Below are 18,058 nucleotides of genomic sequence, written 5' to 3'. Positions count from 1 at the left end.
CTTTTTGCAAGTAGTATATTTAATTGTGAAAATAGGGCGTGAATATTATTTTAACATGATTGCTACTCCATGGGGTTTATTGGGATCCATGGCTACAGCTAGATCGCTTAATTTGACAAGCAAATCCGTGTCAGAAACAACCTTTGCTTGAAAATGTGAGCCTGCAGGGAATTCAACGTTTTTCCCTTTCATAAACATTCCGCCGACAAAAGATACGACGGCGGCCACTGCGATGGCACCACCATCATGCCCGGCTTTTTTAAATGCAGTATATTCTAAGGGGATTTGGACATTATTTATTGTTTTTACTGATGTAATCGTAAATTCTAATTTTCCTGAACGACCAAACATTCCGGATTTAGTTGCTTTTGTAACGACGCCTTCCACAGGAGTGCCGGCAGGTATAACTATAACATCGTTAATAATAATATTATCCAAGGTTTTTAACGGAAGAGGGTCTCCCTTTTTTAGTGTTTTAGAAGAGACCGTCGATGTTAATTCTATTGTTAATTCTGTGCCTGCGGGGATATAAGCATTCCCCACAGGTATTTTTGTAACCGATGCTCGTTCGGCTTCTTCTTGTAAGACTGCAGATTTAAACGGTTTGTATTCACCGGCGGGGGCTTGGGTCTGTGTCTGTGTAGTAACCGCTTGATTAGCTGTTAGCTCAGCAGCGCTGACAGAGGATACAGAAAGAGATAAGCAGAGTAAGAGGGGCAATGATTTTTTTAGCATGAAAAATTCACTCCTTGTTAAGATTAATTGCGATAAAATTATTGGTAAAGCTCCGTATATTGGTAAGCATTATAAAAATAAAGCCAACACACAATTTAATTGTAACAAAATTGATATGAAAGTGAAATAATATTGCAATAAAGTAAATAGGTGAGATTAATTGATTTGTTTGGGGAATATAAACTGCTCCGTGAATTTCGATCTTCTTTTACTTTGTAGGCTGGAAGCGTATAATAAAACGCATCCGAACTATGGAAAGGAAGATTTTATGAATAGGATGAACCCTTATGTATATATGTTTTCACTCGGTCATTTTTCCGTTGACTGGGCGCAAAGTGCTTTTCCCGCCTTGTTACCCTACTTTATAACGCTCTGCAGCCTGTCGTACAGGGATGCAACGGCTCTTTTATTTGCCAACATTCTTTTGGCATCGGTTACTCAACCTGTTTTGGGATATTATTCCGACAAGGTGTCCAAACCCTGGTTTATCCCTTTCGGTGTTCTCCTGAGCGGGCTTTCCCTTACCGCCTTGGCTTTTACGGATAATTACTCGGTTATTTTTATATGCTCTATGTTGAGCGGCTTGGGGTCATCTATATATCATCCTGAAGCGGCCCGTATGGTTAATGAAATATCGGGAGCCGTAAAAGGCAAGGCTATGGGGACATTTTCCGTCGGTGGCAGTGTGGGATTTGCTGTAGGACCCATTATAGCCGGCTTATGTGCCTATGCCTTTGATATTCACGGGCTGGCGGTTTTCGCAGTCGTCAATACCGGCTTGGCCTTATTCCTCTATCATCATTTGCCGAAGGTTTTGGCACAAATCAATAGGAATGAAACTGTCGAAGAAACGGTTACGGGTAGGATAGAAAAACGAAATGACTGGTCTTCTTTCAGTAGACTGACGGTCGTTATCTTTGCTCGTTCCATAAGTTTTGCCGTTTGTAATGCCTTTATTCCCCTCTTTTGGGTCAAGGTGTTGGGCCGTACGCCGTCCGAAGGGAGTCTGGCTTTATCTCTGCTCTTTGCCATCGGCGTTGTCGGCACCTATGTGGGCGGCCTTATTGCGGATCGGACAGGTTTTGTCAAGGTAATGCGTGTAGCCATTACGCTTATGGTACCGGCCATGTACTTTTTCGTTCACAGCACGACGGCTTTGGAAGGCGCACTCTTTATCGTGCCTGTAGGACTGACCTTGTTTGCTCCGTACAGTGCTATTGTCGTGCTGGGACAAACCTTTTTGGGTAAGAATGTGGGCTTTGCCTCAGGCGTAACCTTAGGTTTAAGTATTACCATAGGAGGGCTTCTCACACCGTTGGTCGGTTGGGCGGCCGATATATGGGGGATTCCGACGGCTTTACAAGTCTTGTGGATTTGTGCGGCCATAGGAGCGATTTTCACTTTTTCAGTGCGAGAACCCAAGGATGCGGCATGAGCAAAATGATACAGGTTGCATGTATGATTTCTGAATCCGTATGGCAATAGGAGGAGTATCTCTAAAATTCATCTTTTTACGGTTTTTCTTTTTCATCAATATGGTATAATAGCAACCGTAAAAAATGGTTTTGTGTGCTTTAAAGGGGACTTTATTATGACCATTGAATCCTATATTGACTATACGAACCTTAAGCCCGATGCAACGCCGAATGATATTATTCAACTTTGCAAAGAGGCTAAACAGTATCGATTTGCGTCCGTATGTGTCAATTCGTCGTATGTGCCGCTTGCCCGCCGTGAACTGGCCGGATCGTATGTGCGTATCGTTTCGGTTGTAGGTTTTCCTCTCGGAGCGGTGGCTTCGAGTATTAAGGCGGCTGAGACGACCTTTGCCATTGCTAACGGCGCCGACGAGATCGACATGGTGATTAATGTAGGGCAAGTAAAGGCCCGCAATTGGGATTATGTTGCCGACGATATCAGTGGTGTCGTAAAGGCGGCAAACGGCCATATTGTCAAGGTTATCTTGGAAACGGGACTTTTGGCGGATGTGGAAAAGGAAGAAGCTTGCCGTGTGGCAGTAAGGGCAGGGGCACGGTTTGTTAAAACATCGACAGGATTCGGCCCGGGAGGGGCTACGGCCGATGACATTCGCTTAATGAAGAAAATTATCGGACTACGTGCTTGCATTAAGGCCTCCGGAGGTATTCGTGACTATCAGACGGCACGGACAATGATTGCTGCCGGAGCCGATCGTATCGGAGCTAGTGCCGGCATTGCCATTGTAGAAGGAGAAGCCGTTGACAGGTCATAAAAACGATCTGGAAGCCTATGCCGCCCTTGTCGGGGCGGCTCGCTTTGCTAATAAGAACGTTGTTGCAGAGCCTGCCCCGCCGGTAGAAACGGTTACTGCCGCTGACTGTCGGTCTTCCGTTACCGTCTTGGCCAGCGGTAGCGGCGGAAATGCGACCTTAGTGTGTTGCGGTTCTACAAAAATTCTTATCGATGCGGGGATCAGTTATCGACGTATTACGAACGCATTGGCGGTACGAGGCTATAGGCCGGACGATATCGATGCCCTTTTTCTGACACATGAGCATACGGACCATGTACAAGGATTACCGATTTTATTGAAAAATACGGATATGCCCGTATATACGACGGAAGAAACGTGGCGTGCCTTGGGAAAGACGGCAACCTCTGCACCGGGACGCTTTGTACCGTTGACGAAACGAGTCGGCGTGGGTGACATCTATGTCGTACCCTTCGAAATTCCGCATGATGCGGCTCGTCCCGTAGGTTATGCCGTTTATGACGGGCAGACGAAGATTACCTATGCTACCGACTTGGGATATGTCACACCGTCCGTAAGAGGAGCGGCTTCTCATGCGGATATTCTTGTGTTGGAAGCCAATCACGATGAAGATATGGTGCGTCAAGGGGCGTATCCTTATCGGTTGCAGCAACGCATACTCGGTAGTTACGGACACTTATCCAATGACGCGGCTGCCGATTTGTTGACTCAGTTGCCGCAAAAGAAGATGATGAAAGTTCTTTTGGCACATAGAAGTGATAAAAATAATGAACCTGCCAAGGTCATTAAAACCGTAAAAAGTAAGTTCGAACGTAGCGGCAAAGCGCTAGGTCAAGATGTGCTGGTAAGATTGGCATGTAAAAACAGTGCCGTTCGTTTTGACGATAAGGGGGAGCATGATGAGTAAAAAATCTACGGCAGCCGTAATAGCGGCTGTTATTCTTATAGGGGCCGCCGGCTTCGGCGGTTATTATTTACACGACAGCCTGAAAGGTACCAATACGGTTCCCGTACAGGTTCAAACTGCAGACGGTAAGTCTGAAACCTTGTCCAACGCCCGCAATACGGCTGTTGTGCAGGCCGTAAAAAAAGTAGGTCCCGCTGTTGTAGGTATTACGACGAAGGTATATAATCGCGATATTTTCAATCGTCCCGTTCAGGTCGGTGAAGGCGTCGGGTCGGGTATTATATTCGACAAGGACGGCTATATCGTTACAAACAATCATGTAGTAGGTAATAATAAAACAGTTAACGTATCCTTGGCCGACGGCCGGACCTTTGAAGGTACTGTTGTAGGTACGGATGCACGAACGGATTTGGCAGTGGTTAAAATTACGGCGGATAATCTGACTGTTGCAGCCTTAGGTGACAGTGATACTCTTCAAGTCGGTGAGCCGGCTATTGCCATCGGCAATCCGTTAGGTCTCGAGTTCCAGGGAACGGTAACGGCCGGTGTCATCAGCTCTTTGAACCGTACGATTGTCGGTGAAGGCGTACCGATGGAACTGATTCAGACCGATGCGGCTATTAATCCCGGCAACTCCGGTGGAGCTTTGGTTGATGCCGACGGAGAGGTAATCGGCATTAACAGCGCCAAAATAGCTAAAGAAGGCGTTGAAGGACTCGGTTTTGCCATTCCTATCAATACGGCTCGCCCTGTACTGGATGCGCTTATTAAAAACGGTCGTGTTATTCGCCCTTACCTGGGTTTATACGGTTTGGATAAAGCCATGGCGGCTCGTTACGGTATGGATTTAGGAGTCAAAGGGATTTATGTATATCAAATTGTCGTCGGAGGGCCTTTGTACGGTTCGGGTATTCAACGAGGCGATATTATTACGAAAATAGATGACAAGCCTGTCGATGACTATACGCAGTTACAAAAAACAGTCGAGTCGTATCAAGTCGGAAATACGGTAAAAGTAACCTATATGCGGGGGGATTCGGAACAGACAGCCGAAGTAACCCTTCAGGAACTGGCACCCCAGACGGATAGTGATAATTAATGAAATTTCATATTATCGGTAGCGGTAAGATTAAAGAGAAATACTTGACGGCAGGCATTGACGAGTTTTTAAAACGTCTTAAACCGTACGGGCAGGTGCAAATTACGGAAATAAGCGAAGAACGGATGCCAGACAATCCGTCGGCAGTCGAAAAAAAGCAGATCCTCGACAAAGAAGGCGAACGGTTGCTGAAAAATGTACGTCCCGGCTCATATCTTTTTGTTCTCGATGTGCAGGGAGATCTTATTTCGTCGGAAGAACTGGCACAGGCTTTTGAGGACTTGTCGTTGCACGGATGCAGTGAATTTACCTTTCTCATAGGAGGTCCCTTCGGGTTGTCCGATGAAGTGCGCCGGAGAGCCGACCGTTGTATTTCTTTCGGTCACATTACGCTGACACATCAAATGATTCGTATGATACTGACGGAACAAATCTACAGGGCTGTAAAAATCATGCGGCACGAGCCTTATCACTTATAATTACAGCGTATATATCTATTTTTTGTAAAAGATAGTATAATAAAGGTACAAACAAAGGTTTCGATTTACAGTTCGGAGCGGAGGGGTGGATACTATGAGCGAACGCAAAGCAATGGATATTATGGAAAAGGTTTTTGTAACGGCCGATCCGAGTACAACCGTTTTGGATTTAATCCAGTTATTCATTAAAAATAAGATTACGGCTATTCCCATTGTTAACGATGACGGCACATTAGCCGGTATTGTTACGGATGCCGATTTGCTGTATAAGAAAATCAAGCCCCACGTGCCGCACTATGTCAATCTTCTCGGGGCCAGCATTTACTACAACGGCATCAGTGAATACGATAAGAGCTTTAAAAAACTCATGGCCAGTACGGCTAAAGAATTGATGACTAAAGACGTTATCATTGCGGCTCCCGATGCGGATGTGGAACAGTTGGCAGGCGTTATGGTAGCAGAGCACCTCAAGGTTATTCCCATTGTAGACAATAAGCGTTGTGTGGGTGTCGTTACACGTCGATCTATTTTGGAAGAAATGCATAGAGAATACGAAGAAGAAAAAGCCTAGGTACATTTTATAAAAAACTGTATTGTATGTGCGGACACTTTCCCATGAAGGTGTCCGCCTGTTTTGTATATAAGGAAGCGGATTTACGCTCTTTCTACAGGCGATTTAATTGGTTTGAGCAGTTATTTATGGTATAATTCGGTCATATGAATGATGGAATATTTCAGAGAGGCAGGGCTGTTGATGGACTCGAAAGAATTAGTCATTGTCGTCGATTTCGGCGGGCAATATAATCAGTTAATAGCACGACGGGTCAGAGAGAATCATGTATATTGTGAAGTCTACCCGTATCATAAAGCGGTTGAAAAGATTAAAGAACTGAAGCCTCGCGGAGTTATTTTTACAGGCGGACCGAACAGTGTATATGAAGAAAAGGCACCGCATATTGATGCCGCCGTCTTTGAACTGGGTGTGCCCGTTCTGGGATTATGCTACGGCATGCAGATGATGGCATATCTTCTGGGCGGAACTGTTAAAGAAGCGGATAAGCGGGAATTCGGCAAAACGGAAACAACTGTGGATACGAAGTCCCTCGTCTTTAAAGGCTTGAAAGAAAAAGAAATCGTGTGGATGAGCCATACGGATTATGTAGCCGAAATTCCTGAAGGCTTTAAGATTACGGCTCATACGGAACACTGCCCCGTAGCCGCAATGGAAAATGCGGATAAGAAATTGTATGCCATGCAATATCATCCTGAAGTGCTTCATACGGAACACGGCAAGGAAATGTTGCATAACTTCCTCTTTGAAGTATGTAAATGTAGCGGCACATGGACGATGGCAAACTATGCCAAACAGGCTGTTGAAGACGTGCGTCGGACTGTCGGTGACGGTAAGGTAGTACTGGCTCTTTCAGGCGGGGTCGACAGCTCTGTGGCGGCGGCCTTGATTTCCCGTGCCGTTGGCAACCAATTGACCTGTATTTTTGTTGACCACGGTTTAATGCGAAAAAATGAAGGCGATGAAGTTGAAGCAGCCTTTAAGGATTCGGGAATGAACTTCATTCGCGTCGACGCATCGGAGCGTTTCCTGTCTAAATTGGCAGGCATTTCCGATCCGGAAAGAAAACGTAAAACTATCGGCGAAGAATTTATTCGCGTCTTTGAAGAAGAAGGACGAAAAATCGGTGCCGTCGACTTTTTGGCACAAGGCACGATTTATCCCGATGTCATCGAATCGGGTGCCGGTGATGCGGCAGTTATTAAAAGCCATCACAATGTAGGCGGCTTGCCGGCTGTTGTAGACTTCAAGGGTCTTATTGAACCGCTACGCAACCTCTTTAAAGATGAAGTTCGCGAACTCGGTGAAGAACTGGGTTTGCCGGACTATCTCGTATGGCGGCAACCTTTTCCGGGACCGGGACTGGCCATTCGCGTTATGGGCGAAATTACAAAAGAAAAACTGGACATCTTGCGTGATGCCGATGCCGTTTTTAGAGAAGAAATCGCGGCGGCAGGCCTTGATCGTTCTATAAACCAATACTTTGCCGTCTTGACGAATAATCGGTCTGTCGGCGTTATGGGCGACTTCCGCACATATGACTATACCTTGGCCTTACGAGGCGTAACGACAACGGACTTTATGACGGCTGACTGGGCGAGAATTCCCTATGACGTACTGGATAAAATCTCGAGCCGTATCGTTAACGAAGTAGAACACATTAACCGAATTGTGTATGACATAACCAGCAAACCCCCTTCCACGATTGAGTGGGAATAGAGTAACAAATATGCTTCTGTGATAAAATCGTTGAAAATACAGCATTTTGGCGATTTTGACGTAACGAAATTCTCGAAATGATACTATTTTGATACTAAAAAGTGGAAATAGTAGGTTTAAAAGGGAGTTGTTGAATTTAGGTGAATTGTTTAGAAAGCCTTCCATCATTTTGGTGGAAGGCTTTTGTGAAAATAGTGGGTGATAAATTTGAATTTATATTCCCAAATGAAACTTATCTACGAAAATATGATGTCAAATGTATCTAAAAATATCATCAACGGAAATAATACAATCGCAAAACATATAGTAGAAATTATAACAGGAAAACAGGACGCTAATTTTGCCACACATAACGGCAAATATAAATTTTTTACCTGCTCCAATACACCTTCAACTTGTGATGAATTTGAATTTGATAATTCATCAATTCTAATAGCAGGTAATGGCGACTTTAATGTTAAGCATTATACTGGAAAATTTAATGCTTATCAAAGAACTTATGTCTTGTCTCCAAGTGATGAATACTATGCTTTATTGTATCTATCGTGTCTGTATAGAATTAATTCATTTAAAAGTTCATCAACAGGTTCTATTGTTAAGTTTATTACCAAAAGTGATATTGAGAGCATCCCAGTTTTTATTCCTGATGATGAGAATATTTTAAACAAGCTCAATACATTATTGAAACTTATAGAAAAAAACAATACTGAAAACTATAAGCTTTCCAATCTTCGTGATTGGCTTCTACCCATGCTTATGAACGGTCAGGCAACCATTGAGTAGCAGCATAAATTATCGTTTATACTATGAGCTTGTGTGTAGTAGTGTCTCTTTTGGTTATAATATATTAAGTAAAGGAGCTGTGATAGAATGCCAAATTTAAAAGCAAAAGAATATAGGAAGTTTGAAGATATTAAGTATATCCGAAAAGATGGAAGTGAGTATTGGAGTGCAAGGGAACTTGCTGATGTACTTGATTATTCTCAGTGGAGAAACTTTCAAAAGGTCATTGATAGAGCAATGATTGCGTGTGAGAACAGTGGTCATGAAGTAGCATACGATTTTGCTGAGGTCAGCAAAATCGTGGAAGCAGGTGCTACAAGCAAGTCTATAAAAGATTATGAACTTACAAGATACGCTTGCTATTTGATTGTGCAAAACGGTGATCCGAGAAAAGAGGTTATTGCACTTGGCCAAACCTATTTTGCTATTCAAACATATCGTCAAGAAATATCAGATCATTTTAATCAGCTTGATGAAGATAGAAGAAGGCTTGTTGTTCGTGGAGATATTAAACAGTGGAATCAGCTTTTGGTAGAAACGGCACATGATGCAGGAGTCATCACAAATGAAGAATTTGCTATATTCCAAAATGCAGGATATATGGGACTGTATGGTGGATTAGATGTAGAAGATATACATGACAGAAAAGGCTTAACTGCGAGACAAAAGATTTTGGATTATATGGGAAGCACCGAACTCATTGCTAATCTATTTAGAATATCTCAGACAGAAGAAAAGCTAAGAAAAGATAAGGTTGAAGGTGCAGAAGCTGCAATAAAAGTTCACTATTCAGTAGGAAAAGAAGTTAGAAGTGCTATTGAAAAAATAGGTGGCACTATGCCGGAAGATTTACCTGTTCCGGAGAAAAGCATTCAACAGATAGAAAAAGAACAGATGAAGCGTTTAAAAGATAAAGCTAAAAAAGGCAAGCTGATGTTGGATGAATGATAATGGAGAATATAAGGAATGACATCAATGAAATTTAAGGAGAAAGTTATGGATATAAATACATTAAAAGACAAAATACAAGAAAATGATTTGGAGTTTAATCTTTTTTTTACTAGAAAATTAGGAAATGGTAATTATGTAAGTTTTTCCCCTAATATTGATGCACAAATTTATGATGACTTACTGAATTTGATATGCGATTATATTGGACAATTTACAGGAAAAACAATTGTGAATTACAATCCAACTGGATATAAAGACGAGACTATAGAGAGTTGTAGTACTTCATATATACGTGATTATATTAGAGTTTTAGAAAGCTTTAATAATTCGGATCATGTAGAAACAGAAATTGATCCCGATAATTACAGTTTTTATACTTTTTCAATAACTAAACATGATGATCAATTTCCTGATATAAAAATTTTTAGAAGGGTAACTAAATTTAAGAAATTGCATTCAAAAGGTATTATTGCAAGATTTAATGGGAATACTTTGAATAAAATTGAAAGTAAATTAATTGGCATAGATGGAGAAGTGGATTTTATAATTATAGATGATGATATACTTATATTGTCTCATTATTCATTAGAGAGAATCTTTAACTTAGATGAGCAATTTAGAGATACAGCATCAGATTTTTTAAATCAAGAGGGGTTAAGTGATGGCATAACTAACTTTGAAAGTTTTTATGAAGATTGTTTAAATGATGGACGTTATAGAAAAACTCTTACAAAAATGACCAGTGAAAATATAAATGTTGCTAAAACTTATGAGAATCATGAGAACATAAAGAAAACCATAGATATGTTTAATTTAGAGATAAATTATAACGAAGAACCTTCATTTTCAATAGTGTATGAAGATAAAAGCCAGATAATGGATATTTTAAGAATATTGAGAGATTCATATTATAGAAGTATCATTAATGAGCAAATAGGGGTAGATGATAAGTAAAAAGGTGGTGTTTTATGAATAGCAGAATGGATAAATTTTATAACATAATGACAAGAACTATTATGTTTATATCATCCTATTTCCCACTTTACATTATGATTATAATTTTGTACTTTTCTAAAATAACAAAAGGGCTCTTGGAAAAAAATATATTAATAATCGGCTTTGCTACATTAACGCTAATCTTAATATTTATTTCAGTTATAAGCGTGATTTTATTGAAACTAGGAAAAGGAACTCGAGAAAAAGGTATTAACAATCTTGAAAATCCTGATGATACAGTATTAAGCTATATTATGACATATATAATTCCACTCATTACTAATGGAGATAACTCAAAAGAAGTTTATATAGTTAATATCCTTTTATTTGTTTTGATTGGGTATATTTATTTAAGATTAAATTTGATATATTTAAATCCTTTGTGGGCTATGTTTGGATATATTATATATGGAGATGCCAATAAAGAGATTGTAATAACTAATATTTCTAGAGAAGTGTTAAGGCATAAAGAAAAGTTAAAAGGCTATTATATAAGTAATGATATATTTGTTGCTCATAAAAAAGACAATTAGGTTTCTCGTCTTAATAAAATCCCAATGGTATAAAGAATGAGATACTAGAGAGAAGTATTTTATGTGCTTGCAATATGCTTGCAAAAAATCAGATAAACAGAAATAAAATGGATAATAGGGCTAAAATAGATAAGAATAACCTTGATTTTATGCCATTTATACAAAACGATATCAATGGACATATCGAATGGGAGTAACTCTAAAGCCCGCGAGGGTTGCGAGGAGTGCGGGTCGCGAAGCGGCAAGGACGACGAGGGAGTAAAAGGTTTTTATTGTACGAACACGTAAGGTGAGATCATGGAAGACAGAAAAGTAGTGTTTTTGGTTCTGATTACCGGTCTTGTAGCGGGAGTCATCGGTTCTTTTTATATTCATTTAATGCATTTTGTACAGCATCTTGTATATGCCTATTCTGCGGCTGACGGGTTGGATTTCGGACAGGCCGTGGCGCGAGTATCTCCCGAACACAGACTGGCGGCTCTCTTCGGGTGCGGTCTGGTTGTCGGCATAGGGTGGGTGCTTATTCATCGTTACGGTTCACCGCTGGTAGATATTAAAACGGCTGTTCAAGATGAAAAGAAGACCATGCCCTTAGTGACGACTCTGGTTCATGCGACCTTACAAATTATTACCGTCGGTGCCGGCTCACCGCTGGGACGAGAAGTGGCCCCGCGGGAAGCCAGTGCCTGTATTATGAGTACGCTTGTAAAGCACAGTAATCTAACGAGGGATAATCGGGCCTTGATTATTGCCTGTGCAGCCGGGGCCGGTTTGGCTGCCGTATATAATGCCCCTTTGTCGGCTGCCGTATTCATTTTGGAAACTCTCGTTATGACTTGCAATGTAAAGGCTGTCGGTACGGCCTTGTTATCGTGCGGATTGGCGGCAGGTATTGTACGCTTTGTCGTAGGAGATGCGGTTCAATATGCTTTACCTATGCCGGATGTAACGGGAAGTTACCAAACTTTTGCCGTTATCTTGGGAATCTTTACGGCTGTAATTGTTCGGTTCTTTAATCAGACCGTAACCGCTTTACCGAAGCTTGACAGAAAAAGTCCGAAAATGGCGCTTGTCGCCATAATCGCCTTTGCCTTTATCGGTCTCATGGCCATGTATTTTCCTGAAATTTTAGGTAACGGCAAGGCAGGCAATGAATTGACCTTTACAGATTCTATTAATTGGACCTATGCAGCAGGCTTGTTTGCGACTAAATGGCTTGCCGTGTTGGCAGCCCTTACGGCAGGTGCCTACGGTGGTCGCATTATGCCGTCTATGATGCTGGGGAGTACGTCGGCCCTTGTCTTAGCTGCTTTGTGGAGTGTTTGTATCAGTCCCGTATCTTTGTCTTTTGCAGCCTTTGTAGGAGCTGTCGTATTTTTAGGATTGGCACAGAAAATGCCTTTGACAGCCTGCGTATTTATGTTGGAAATATCTCGATTTTCAACTGAACTTTTTTATCCTATGGCTCTGGCTATGGGAACGGCCTTGATAACGCAACGATTTTTACAAAGAAAATATGAATGAAGTCGACCGGAACAGATAGAAGCCATATATGACTATGGCTTCTATCTGTTTTTTATTTAATGCCCGTTGGTTATGGGGGAACTTAAACGTTTGATTTATGTAGACCGCCATACTATACTATTACTAAATAAGAATATTAAAATCTAATTTAATCATCTTAGGGTCGAGGCGGTAGAAAGAAAACGGAAAGACAAGTGATGCAAGCAGCTTGTCGGAAAGGAGTCAAAATGCCGAAGGGATCTCCGGAGTTAACACGGGCGCGTAGGGAAGAAATTATTAATGCATGTGAGAAGCTATATGAGGTAATGAGCTTTAAAGAGGTAACAATTAAGGAAATTTCCAAGTATACATCTTTTACGAGGCCTTCCATATACAATTATTTCAGCACGAGAGAAGATATTTTTCTGGCCTTATTACAGCGCGAATACGAAGCGTGGATTCGTTATCTGGAAGCGGTAAAACCGACATCGGCCGAAAAGACAGCGTCCGGTTTTGCCGGCATGTTGGCTGAATCTCTTTCAACAAGACCGATTTTATTGAAACTTTTAGCCATGAATCAATTCGATATGGAAGAGCATAGCGACGTTCGTTGCTTGGCCGAGTTTAAAAGCGTCTGTATGGCGGCCAGAAAGGCTGTGTGCAGCTGTTTGGCCCGATATGTCCCCTACATGGGGATTGCCGAAGCGGAAGCTTTTGCTTATGCTTTTTTTCCTTTTATGTTCGGCATTTATCCGTATACAACGGGTACAAAAAAACAGGCGGAAGCCCTGGAATTGGCTAATGTTGCTGCCATGCAAATGAGTGTATATGAATTGGTTTATAATTGTGCCGCCCGTCTTTTAAAATAGACGAAATCTGGAATTTCTGTTGTAGCAATAATATAGAAAATAACGAAAGTCGCATCATTTATGGATGCGACTTTTTGTTATGGCCGTGATGTTTGTTCGAGACGATGCTTTGTGGTACACTCATGTGGATGAAAGCGGGCGATAATAGTGGAAATCAGACGTGCAGTTATTGTAGACTTGGCATCTATGGAACAGATATATGCAAGGGCCAGGAAGTTTATGATTACTACGGGAAATCCTGACCAATGGGAGCCTTCTTACCCCGGCCGAGAACTTTTGGTGAAAAATATTACCGATGGACAAGCTTATGTATTGGAAGAAAAAGGAAAGGTTCACGGTGCTTTTGCATTTATTGTAGGAGAAGAACCTACGTATACGAAGATTTGTGACGGACAGTGGCGTAAGAATGAAACGTACGGAACGGTTCATCGCTTAGCTTCGGACGGGACTGTAAAGGGCGCCGGTCGGGCCTGTCTTACCTATTGTTCAGACCGGAAGCCTTATTTGCGGATTGATACGCATAAGAACAATCTTCCTATGCAAAAGGTCATAGAGTCGTTCGGGTTTAAACGGTGCGGAATCATAACTGTAAGAGGCGGAGAACGGATAGCTTATGACTATATCCGTTCGGAAAATAGGTAAGACGTCTATGTCTGTACAAGCAAGGCGTCTTATTTTACAATAAAATGATGAGTAAATAGACCGCATAAGGCATAAGGACGGTGGAAAGTATGAAGTTGTCGGACATAGGAGAGTTCGGGTTTATAGACAGAATAAAAAAAGACACGATTGTAAATCCCGTATCAGTCGTTGTCGGTATAGGCGATGACGGGGCCGTATATAAGACAACGGAAGGCAAGGAACAAGTGGCCGTTATAGATACGATGATTGAAGGTCGACATTTTATTATCGGTAAGACGGCTACCTGGTACGAAGCGGGATATAAGGCCGTGGCATCCAATTTGAGCGATATTGCGGCCATGGGTGCCGAACCGATACACCTGGTTCTGTCCGTGGCCCTGACACCGCAGATGGATGCGGCACAAACGGATGAATTGTATAGGGGGATGAAGGATATTTGCCGTCATTACGGTGTTAATATTCTCGGTGGAGACACGGTAGTGTCATCTGAAGGGGCCGTGCTTACGGTGGCGGCTTTCGGTGAAATTGAAGCGGGTAAAGCCGTCTTACGAAGCGGCGCCGTACCGGGTGATATTGTGGCTGTTTCCCACACGTTGGGGAATTCGGGAGCCGGGTTGGATGTCCTCTTGGCAGGAGAGGCAGGCTATGCGGCACTGAAAAAGGCGCATGCTATGCCCGTGCCGCAGGTGGAACTGGGGCGATTGGCCGTAAAATACGGGTGTCACAGTTTAAATGATATTAGCGACGGCTTAGCCAGTGAAAGTAATGAAATTGCAGCGGCCAGTCATGTAGATCTGATACTGGACAAGTCGCAAATCCCCCTGTCTGATGAGCTCCGTCGATGGTGCGACGTGTCGGGAAAGGACCCGTATGCCTACGCTCTTACGGGCGGCGAAGATTATGAACTCGTGCTGACTATGGCACCCGACGATTTTTATTTACTGAAAGAGGCGTTTTCCTCTCTTACGGTAATCGGAAGGGTTCAAGCGGGGAGCGGTAACGTATATTTGGAAGACGGACACCATACGAAAGTATTGGCGCCGTCGGGATGGAATCATTTCAGCGGAGGCGAATAAGGTGATTACTCTATATACCCGTAGTGAAGCCGAAACCATAGCCTTCGGCGAATGTGTGGGCAAGGTTTTAAAACAAGGGGATGTCATCGCTCTTAAGGGGGATTTGGGGGCCGGTAAGACGCATTTGGTCCAAGGAGCGGCTAAGCAAATGGGGATTACTTCACCCGTTGTCAGCCCCACCTTTTCTCTTATGAATGTATATGACCATGTACCGCCTTTGCATCATTTCGATTTCTATCGTCTTGAAGAAGAATATGAGCTGGATTCTATCGCTCCGGAAGAATATTGGGAGACGGGAATTTCTTTTGTAGAATGGTCGGAAAAGTTTCCTCATCGACTTCCTGATGATGCGGCAGTGATTACCATCAAAAAAACAGGTGATACTCAGCGGGAGATTACAGTAGAAGCAGATGAATCCCGTTGGAAAGATTTATTGAAAGAGGTAGAAGGATATGCTCTTGGCCATTGAGACATCTTGTCTCGTTTCAAGTGTCGCACTTTTGCACGAAGGCGTATTAAAGGCGGAAGTAACCGTTCAGGCACGATTAACTCATTCGGAACAGCTTATGCCGCATATTGCGGATATGCTTACCAAGGCGGCTGTCAGTAAGAAGGATGTTGACGGAGTAGCCGTATCCGTCGGGCCCGGGTCTTTTACGGGTTTACGCATCGGTCTGGCTACGGCCAAGGGACTGGCTTTTGCTTGGAAGGTACCCCTTGTGGGAGTTGAAACGCCGCGTAGCCTGGCGTGGAATTTTGTTGATTCGGCTTATGCCGTATGTCCGCTTATTGACGCACAGAAGGGGAATGTATATGTATCCGTGTATTCGTGGCGGCAGGGCAAGCTATATGAAGATGAAGCCGTTACGGTTATGGCGGCAGCGGATATTATTAACCGCGTATCTGAAGGAAATCAAAAGGTTGTGTTTTGCGGTGACGGAGCCTCTAAGTTTGCCGATTTGATTGCATCCGGCGGAGACAAGTGTTTGCTTGCTCGACCGCACCAAATTATTCCCAGAGCCGGAGCTTTGGCAGTAGCGGCACAGGAACGTTTTGACAAGGGAGATACGGATGATTGTATGACCTTGACACCGGCTTATAAGCGGCGCAGTGAGGCTGAAGTTCTCTGGGAGAAACGGCACGGTGATCCAATATGTCCGTAATTGTTCGTAAAGCCGTACGGACCGACGACAAGGGAATTTTTGAAGTGGAACAGGATTCTTTTTCCATTCCCTGGTCGTTACAGGCTGTGCAACGGGAATTGGAGTCCGAACGGGCTCTTTACTATGTACTGGAGCAAGAAGACGGTACGATCGTCGGGTATGCCGGGTTGTGGCAGGTTCTTGATGAAGGGCAGATTACCAATATTGCCTTGCGCAAGGAATTTCGTCACCAAGGGTACGGCGAATTGCTGGTGCGTGTTTTGATGGAAGCCGCATGGGAAGCGGGTTGTACTGAAATATTTTTGGAAGTGCGCATTTCCAATCAGGGAGCCATTCACTTATATCGAAAATTGGGCTACGAGGTATTAAGTGTACGAAAGCATTATTATTCCGACCCCGTAGAAGATGCCTATGTTATGGATTGTAAAAAAGAAGCCTACCCTTGGGTACGCTGATGAAGGATAGAGATAATGTATACATTAGCTTTGGAAACGAGTTGTGATGAAACCTCCGTGGCTGTCATTGAAGACGGGCGTCGGATTTTATCCAATATTATATCTACGCAAGTACCGATTCATCGTAAGTTCGGCGGCGTCGTGCCGGAAATCGCTTCACGACAGCACATTGAATATGTTATGCCTGTTGTAAAAGAAGCGTTGGAAGAGGCTGAAATCACGTTGAATGATGTCGACCATATCGGAGTAACCTACGGACCCGGTCTGGTAGGGGCCCTTTTAGTCGGGGTGGCTACGGCTAAGGCCTTGAGCTTTGCCGCCGACAAACCCTTGGTGGGGGTCAATCATATGGAAGGGCATATATTTGCCAACTTTCTCAGTCATACAGAATTGGAACCGCCCTTTTTGGCTCTTGTCGTGTCGGGCGGCCATACTCAGCTTGTAAAGGTGCTGGGCTATAATCGATTTGAACTCATGGGACAGACTCGGGATGATGCAGCGGGAGAGGCTTTTGATAAGATAGCCCGCGTCATGGGGTATCCCTATCCGGGAGGTCCGCAAATTGATAAACTGGCAGCCCTCGGAAATGCCGATGCCGTTGTTTTTCCTAAGGCCTTGCATGAGAGAAACAACTTTGAATTCAGCTTCAGCGGCTTGAAGTCGGCAGTACTCAATTATTTGCACACACAGGAGCAACGCGGCGAAACGTATAGTCCCGAGGATGTTGCGGCGTCGTTTCAAAAGACGGTTGTAGAAACACTCGTTGAAAAGACTGTCAATGCGGCGGAATTATCGGGGCTTCGTACCGTCGTCCTGGCCGGCGGCGTAGCGGCTAATCACGGCTTGACACAGGCTATGGAAACGGCGTGTAAGGAAAATGGATATACTTTTTATAAGCCTGAGCCGATTTTATGCACGGATAACGGGGCTATGATCGGCTGTCGTGCGTATTACATGGCTCAAGACGGCCGTTTCGCAGATATGACTTTGAATGCGAAACCGGCATTGTCTCTAACGGGAACGGAGACATAGGAACGTATGCCTACTATAGCGGATATCTGTCATAGTGACAGTCACTTATCGGACGTACAAATTCATATTTTGGAAAAAAGTGAGCCTTTCCTTCAGTTTGCCGCCGATTTGGCGCAACGAAGGTTGGCTCTTTTCGTACCGTCATCCAAAGAGGGGTTTCTCGTGTCGGCAGCTGTGCGTAAACCCTTATTTGCAGCGGAAGGTAAGGCGGATACATCTGTCGGTGCTATCGTAGCTTGCGGGGATGAGCCGGTTATTGCCGATGTGTTTACGCAAAGGCGAAGCTTGACAGCA

General features: G+C 43.4%; 21 protein-coding genes. 20 read left to right on the top strand and 1 reads right to left on the bottom strand.

Annotated features, from left to right (window positions below; all coding sequences use genetic code 11):
* Positions 1-45: 45 nt before the first annotated feature.
* On the bottom strand, positions 46-735 hold the full coding sequence (locus tag PGX78_RS00765) for a hypothetical protein (RefSeq protein ID WP_270444817.1): 690 nt from the start codon (positions 733-735) through the stop codon (positions 46-48).
* A 268-nt stretch (positions 736-1,003) separates the two neighbouring features.
* Between PGX78_RS00765 and PGX78_RS00760 the strand changes: the two genes are divergently transcribed.
* The 20 genes from PGX78_RS00760 to PGX78_RS00665 form a co-directional block, all read left to right on the top strand.
* On the top strand, positions 1,004-2,170 hold the full coding sequence (locus PGX78_RS00760; RefSeq protein WP_270444816.1) for an MFS transporter: 1,167 nt from the start codon (positions 1,004-1,006) through the stop codon (positions 2,168-2,170).
* Between the two features lie 156 nt (positions 2,171-2,326).
* The gene (deoC, locus tag PGX78_RS00755) at positions 2,327-2,986 is read left to right on the top strand and encodes a deoxyribose-phosphate aldolase (RefSeq protein WP_006941444.1); all 660 of its coding nucleotides are present in this window, start codon (positions 2,327-2,329) and stop codon (positions 2,984-2,986) included.
* The gene (locus PGX78_RS00750; RefSeq protein ID WP_270444811.1) at positions 2,973-3,893 is read left to right on the top strand and encodes an MBL fold metallo-hydrolase; all 921 of its coding nucleotides are present in this window, start codon (positions 2,973-2,975) and stop codon (positions 3,891-3,893) included. The genes deoC and PGX78_RS00750 overlap by 14 nt, the downstream gene beginning before the upstream one ends.
* Positions 3,883-4,992, top strand: coding sequence for a S1C family serine protease (locus tag PGX78_RS00745; protein WP_006941438.1), 1,110 nt, complete (start codon positions 3,883-3,885; stop codon positions 4,990-4,992). The genes PGX78_RS00750 and PGX78_RS00745 overlap by 11 nt, the downstream gene beginning before the upstream one ends.
* Entirely contained in the window at positions 4,992-5,471 is a 480-nt protein-coding gene (gene rlmH / locus PGX78_RS00740; RefSeq protein WP_270444806.1) for a 23S rRNA (pseudouridine(1915)-N(3))-methyltransferase RlmH, read from the top strand. Before PGX78_RS00745 ends, rlmH begins: the two co-directional genes overlap by 1 nt.
* Before the next feature lie 94 nt (positions 5,472-5,565).
* Positions 5,566-6,042 (top strand): CBS domain-containing protein, encoded by a 477-nt coding sequence (locus tag PGX78_RS00735; protein WP_270444803.1) that lies wholly within the window; start codon positions 5,566-5,568, stop codon positions 6,040-6,042.
* A gap of 183 nt (positions 6,043-6,225) precedes the next feature.
* Positions 6,226-7,761 (top strand): glutamine-hydrolyzing GMP synthase, encoded by a 1,536-nt coding sequence (guaA, locus tag PGX78_RS00730; protein ID WP_270444830.1) that lies wholly within the window; start codon positions 6,226-6,228, stop codon positions 7,759-7,761.
* A 207-nt stretch (positions 7,762-7,968) separates the two neighbouring features.
* A complete protein-coding gene (locus PGX78_RS00725; RefSeq protein ID WP_270444800.1) occupies positions 7,969-8,544 on the top strand; it encodes a restriction endonuclease subunit S in 576 nt (191 codons plus the stop codon).
* Positions 8,545-8,631: 87 nt separating this feature from the next.
* A complete protein-coding gene (gene dinD / locus PGX78_RS00720; RefSeq protein ID WP_270444797.1) occupies positions 8,632-9,492 on the top strand; it encodes a DNA damage-inducible protein D in 861 nt (286 codons plus the stop codon).
* A 48-nt stretch (positions 9,493-9,540) separates the two neighbouring features.
* Positions 9,541-10,449 carry a Kiwa anti-phage protein KwaB-like domain-containing protein gene (locus PGX78_RS00715; RefSeq protein WP_270444795.1) on the top strand — a complete coding sequence of 303 codons (909 nt, stop codon included), beginning with the start codon at positions 9,541-9,543 and terminating at the stop codon, positions 10,447-10,449.
* Between the two features lie 14 nt (positions 10,450-10,463).
* Positions 10,464-11,024, top strand: a complete 561-nt coding sequence (locus PGX78_RS00710; RefSeq protein ID WP_270444792.1) for a hypothetical protein — start codon at positions 10,464-10,466, stop codon at positions 11,022-11,024.
* 297 nt (positions 11,025-11,321) lie between these two features.
* Complete coding sequence (locus PGX78_RS00705; protein WP_270444790.1) at positions 11,322-12,548, top strand: chloride channel protein; 1,227 nt, start codon at positions 11,322-11,324, stop codon at positions 12,546-12,548.
* 197 nt (positions 12,549-12,745) lie between these two features.
* Positions 12,746-13,396, top strand: coding sequence for a TetR family transcriptional regulator (locus tag PGX78_RS00700; protein WP_270444827.1), 651 nt, complete (start codon positions 12,746-12,748; stop codon positions 13,394-13,396).
* Positions 13,397-13,543: 147 nt separating this feature from the next.
* Positions 13,544-14,038, top strand: coding sequence for an N-acetyltransferase (locus tag PGX78_RS00695; protein ID WP_270444788.1), 495 nt, complete (start codon positions 13,544-13,546; stop codon positions 14,036-14,038).
* 89 nt (positions 14,039-14,127) lie between these two features.
* Positions 14,128-15,114, top strand: coding sequence for a thiamine-phosphate kinase (thiL, locus tag PGX78_RS00690; protein WP_270444786.1), 987 nt, complete (start codon positions 14,128-14,130; stop codon positions 15,112-15,114).
* Between the two features lies 1 nt (position 15,115).
* Positions 15,116-15,583, top strand: coding sequence for a tRNA (adenosine(37)-N6)-threonylcarbamoyltransferase complex ATPase subunit type 1 TsaE (gene tsaE, locus PGX78_RS00685; protein WP_270444784.1), 468 nt, complete (start codon positions 15,116-15,118; stop codon positions 15,581-15,583).
* Positions 15,567-16,277, top strand: a complete 711-nt coding sequence (gene tsaB, locus PGX78_RS00680) for a tRNA (adenosine(37)-N6)-threonylcarbamoyltransferase complex dimerization subunit type 1 TsaB (RefSeq protein ID WP_270444782.1) — start codon at positions 15,567-15,569, stop codon at positions 16,275-16,277. Before tsaE ends, tsaB begins: the two co-directional genes overlap by 17 nt.
* Positions 16,268-16,732 carry a ribosomal protein S18-alanine N-acetyltransferase gene (gene rimI, locus PGX78_RS00675; protein ID WP_270444779.1) on the top strand — a complete coding sequence of 155 codons (465 nt, stop codon included), beginning with the start codon at positions 16,268-16,270 and terminating at the stop codon, positions 16,730-16,732. Before tsaB ends, rimI begins: the two co-directional genes overlap by 10 nt.
* A 15-nt stretch (positions 16,733-16,747) precedes the next feature.
* Positions 16,748-17,764, top strand: a complete 1,017-nt coding sequence (tsaD, locus tag PGX78_RS00670) for a tRNA (adenosine(37)-N6)-threonylcarbamoyltransferase complex transferase subunit TsaD (protein WP_270444776.1) — start codon at positions 16,748-16,750, stop codon at positions 17,762-17,764.
* Positions 17,765-17,770: 6 nt separating this feature from the next.
* The coding region (locus PGX78_RS00665) for a histidine kinase N-terminal domain-containing protein (protein ID WP_270444773.1) at positions 17,771-18,058 on the top strand (288 nt) is incomplete at its 3' end.

It is taken from the genome of Megasphaera sp. AF13-6AC, from assembly GCF_027685385.1.
Taxonomy (GTDB): Bacteria; Bacillota; Negativicutes; order Veillonellales; family Megasphaeraceae; genus Megasphaera; species Megasphaera micronuciformis.
This window is presented reverse-complemented; position numbering and strand designations above follow the sequence as displayed.

Coding starts and splice junctions, on each gene's coding strand:
- PGX78_RS00765 (WP_270444817.1), bottom strand. CDS start 735: ATGCTAAAAAAATCATTGCCCCTCTTACTCTGCTTATCTCTTTCTGTA.
- PGX78_RS00760 (WP_270444816.1), top strand. CDS start 1,004: ATGAATAGGATGAACCCTTATGTATATATGTTTTCACTCGGTCATTTT.
- deoC (WP_006941444.1), top strand. CDS start 2,327: ATGACCATTGAATCCTATATTGACTATACGAACCTTAAGCCCGATGCA.
- PGX78_RS00745 (WP_006941438.1), top strand. CDS start 3,883: ATGATGAGTAAAAAATCTACGGCAGCCGTAATAGCGGCTGTTATTCTT.
- rlmH (WP_270444806.1), top strand. CDS start 4,992: ATGAAATTTCATATTATCGGTAGCGGTAAGATTAAAGAGAAATACTTG.
- PGX78_RS00735 (WP_270444803.1), top strand. CDS start 5,566: ATGAGCGAACGCAAAGCAATGGATATTATGGAAAAGGTTTTTGTAACG.
- guaA (WP_270444830.1), top strand. CDS start 6,226: ATGGACTCGAAAGAATTAGTCATTGTCGTCGATTTCGGCGGGCAATAT.
- dinD (WP_270444797.1), top strand. CDS start 8,632: ATGCCAAATTTAAAAGCAAAAGAATATAGGAAGTTTGAAGATATTAAG.
- PGX78_RS00715 (WP_270444795.1), top strand. CDS start 9,541: ATGGATATAAATACATTAAAAGACAAAATACAAGAAAATGATTTGGAG.
- PGX78_RS00710 (WP_270444792.1), top strand. CDS start 10,464: ATGAATAGCAGAATGGATAAATTTTATAACATAATGACAAGAACTATT.
- PGX78_RS00705 (WP_270444790.1), top strand. CDS start 11,322: ATGGAAGACAGAAAAGTAGTGTTTTTGGTTCTGATTACCGGTCTTGTA.
- PGX78_RS00700 (WP_270444827.1), top strand. CDS start 12,746: ATGCAAGCAGCTTGTCGGAAAGGAGTCAAAATGCCGAAGGGATCTCCG.
- thiL (WP_270444786.1), top strand. CDS start 14,128: ATGAAGTTGTCGGACATAGGAGAGTTCGGGTTTATAGACAGAATAAAA.
- tsaB (WP_270444782.1), top strand. CDS start 15,567: ATGCTCTTGGCCATTGAGACATCTTGTCTCGTTTCAAGTGTCGCACTT.
- rimI (WP_270444779.1), top strand. CDS start 16,268: ATGTCCGTAATTGTTCGTAAAGCCGTACGGACCGACGACAAGGGAATT.
- tsaD (WP_270444776.1), top strand. CDS start 16,748: ATGTATACATTAGCTTTGGAAACGAGTTGTGATGAAACCTCCGTGGCT.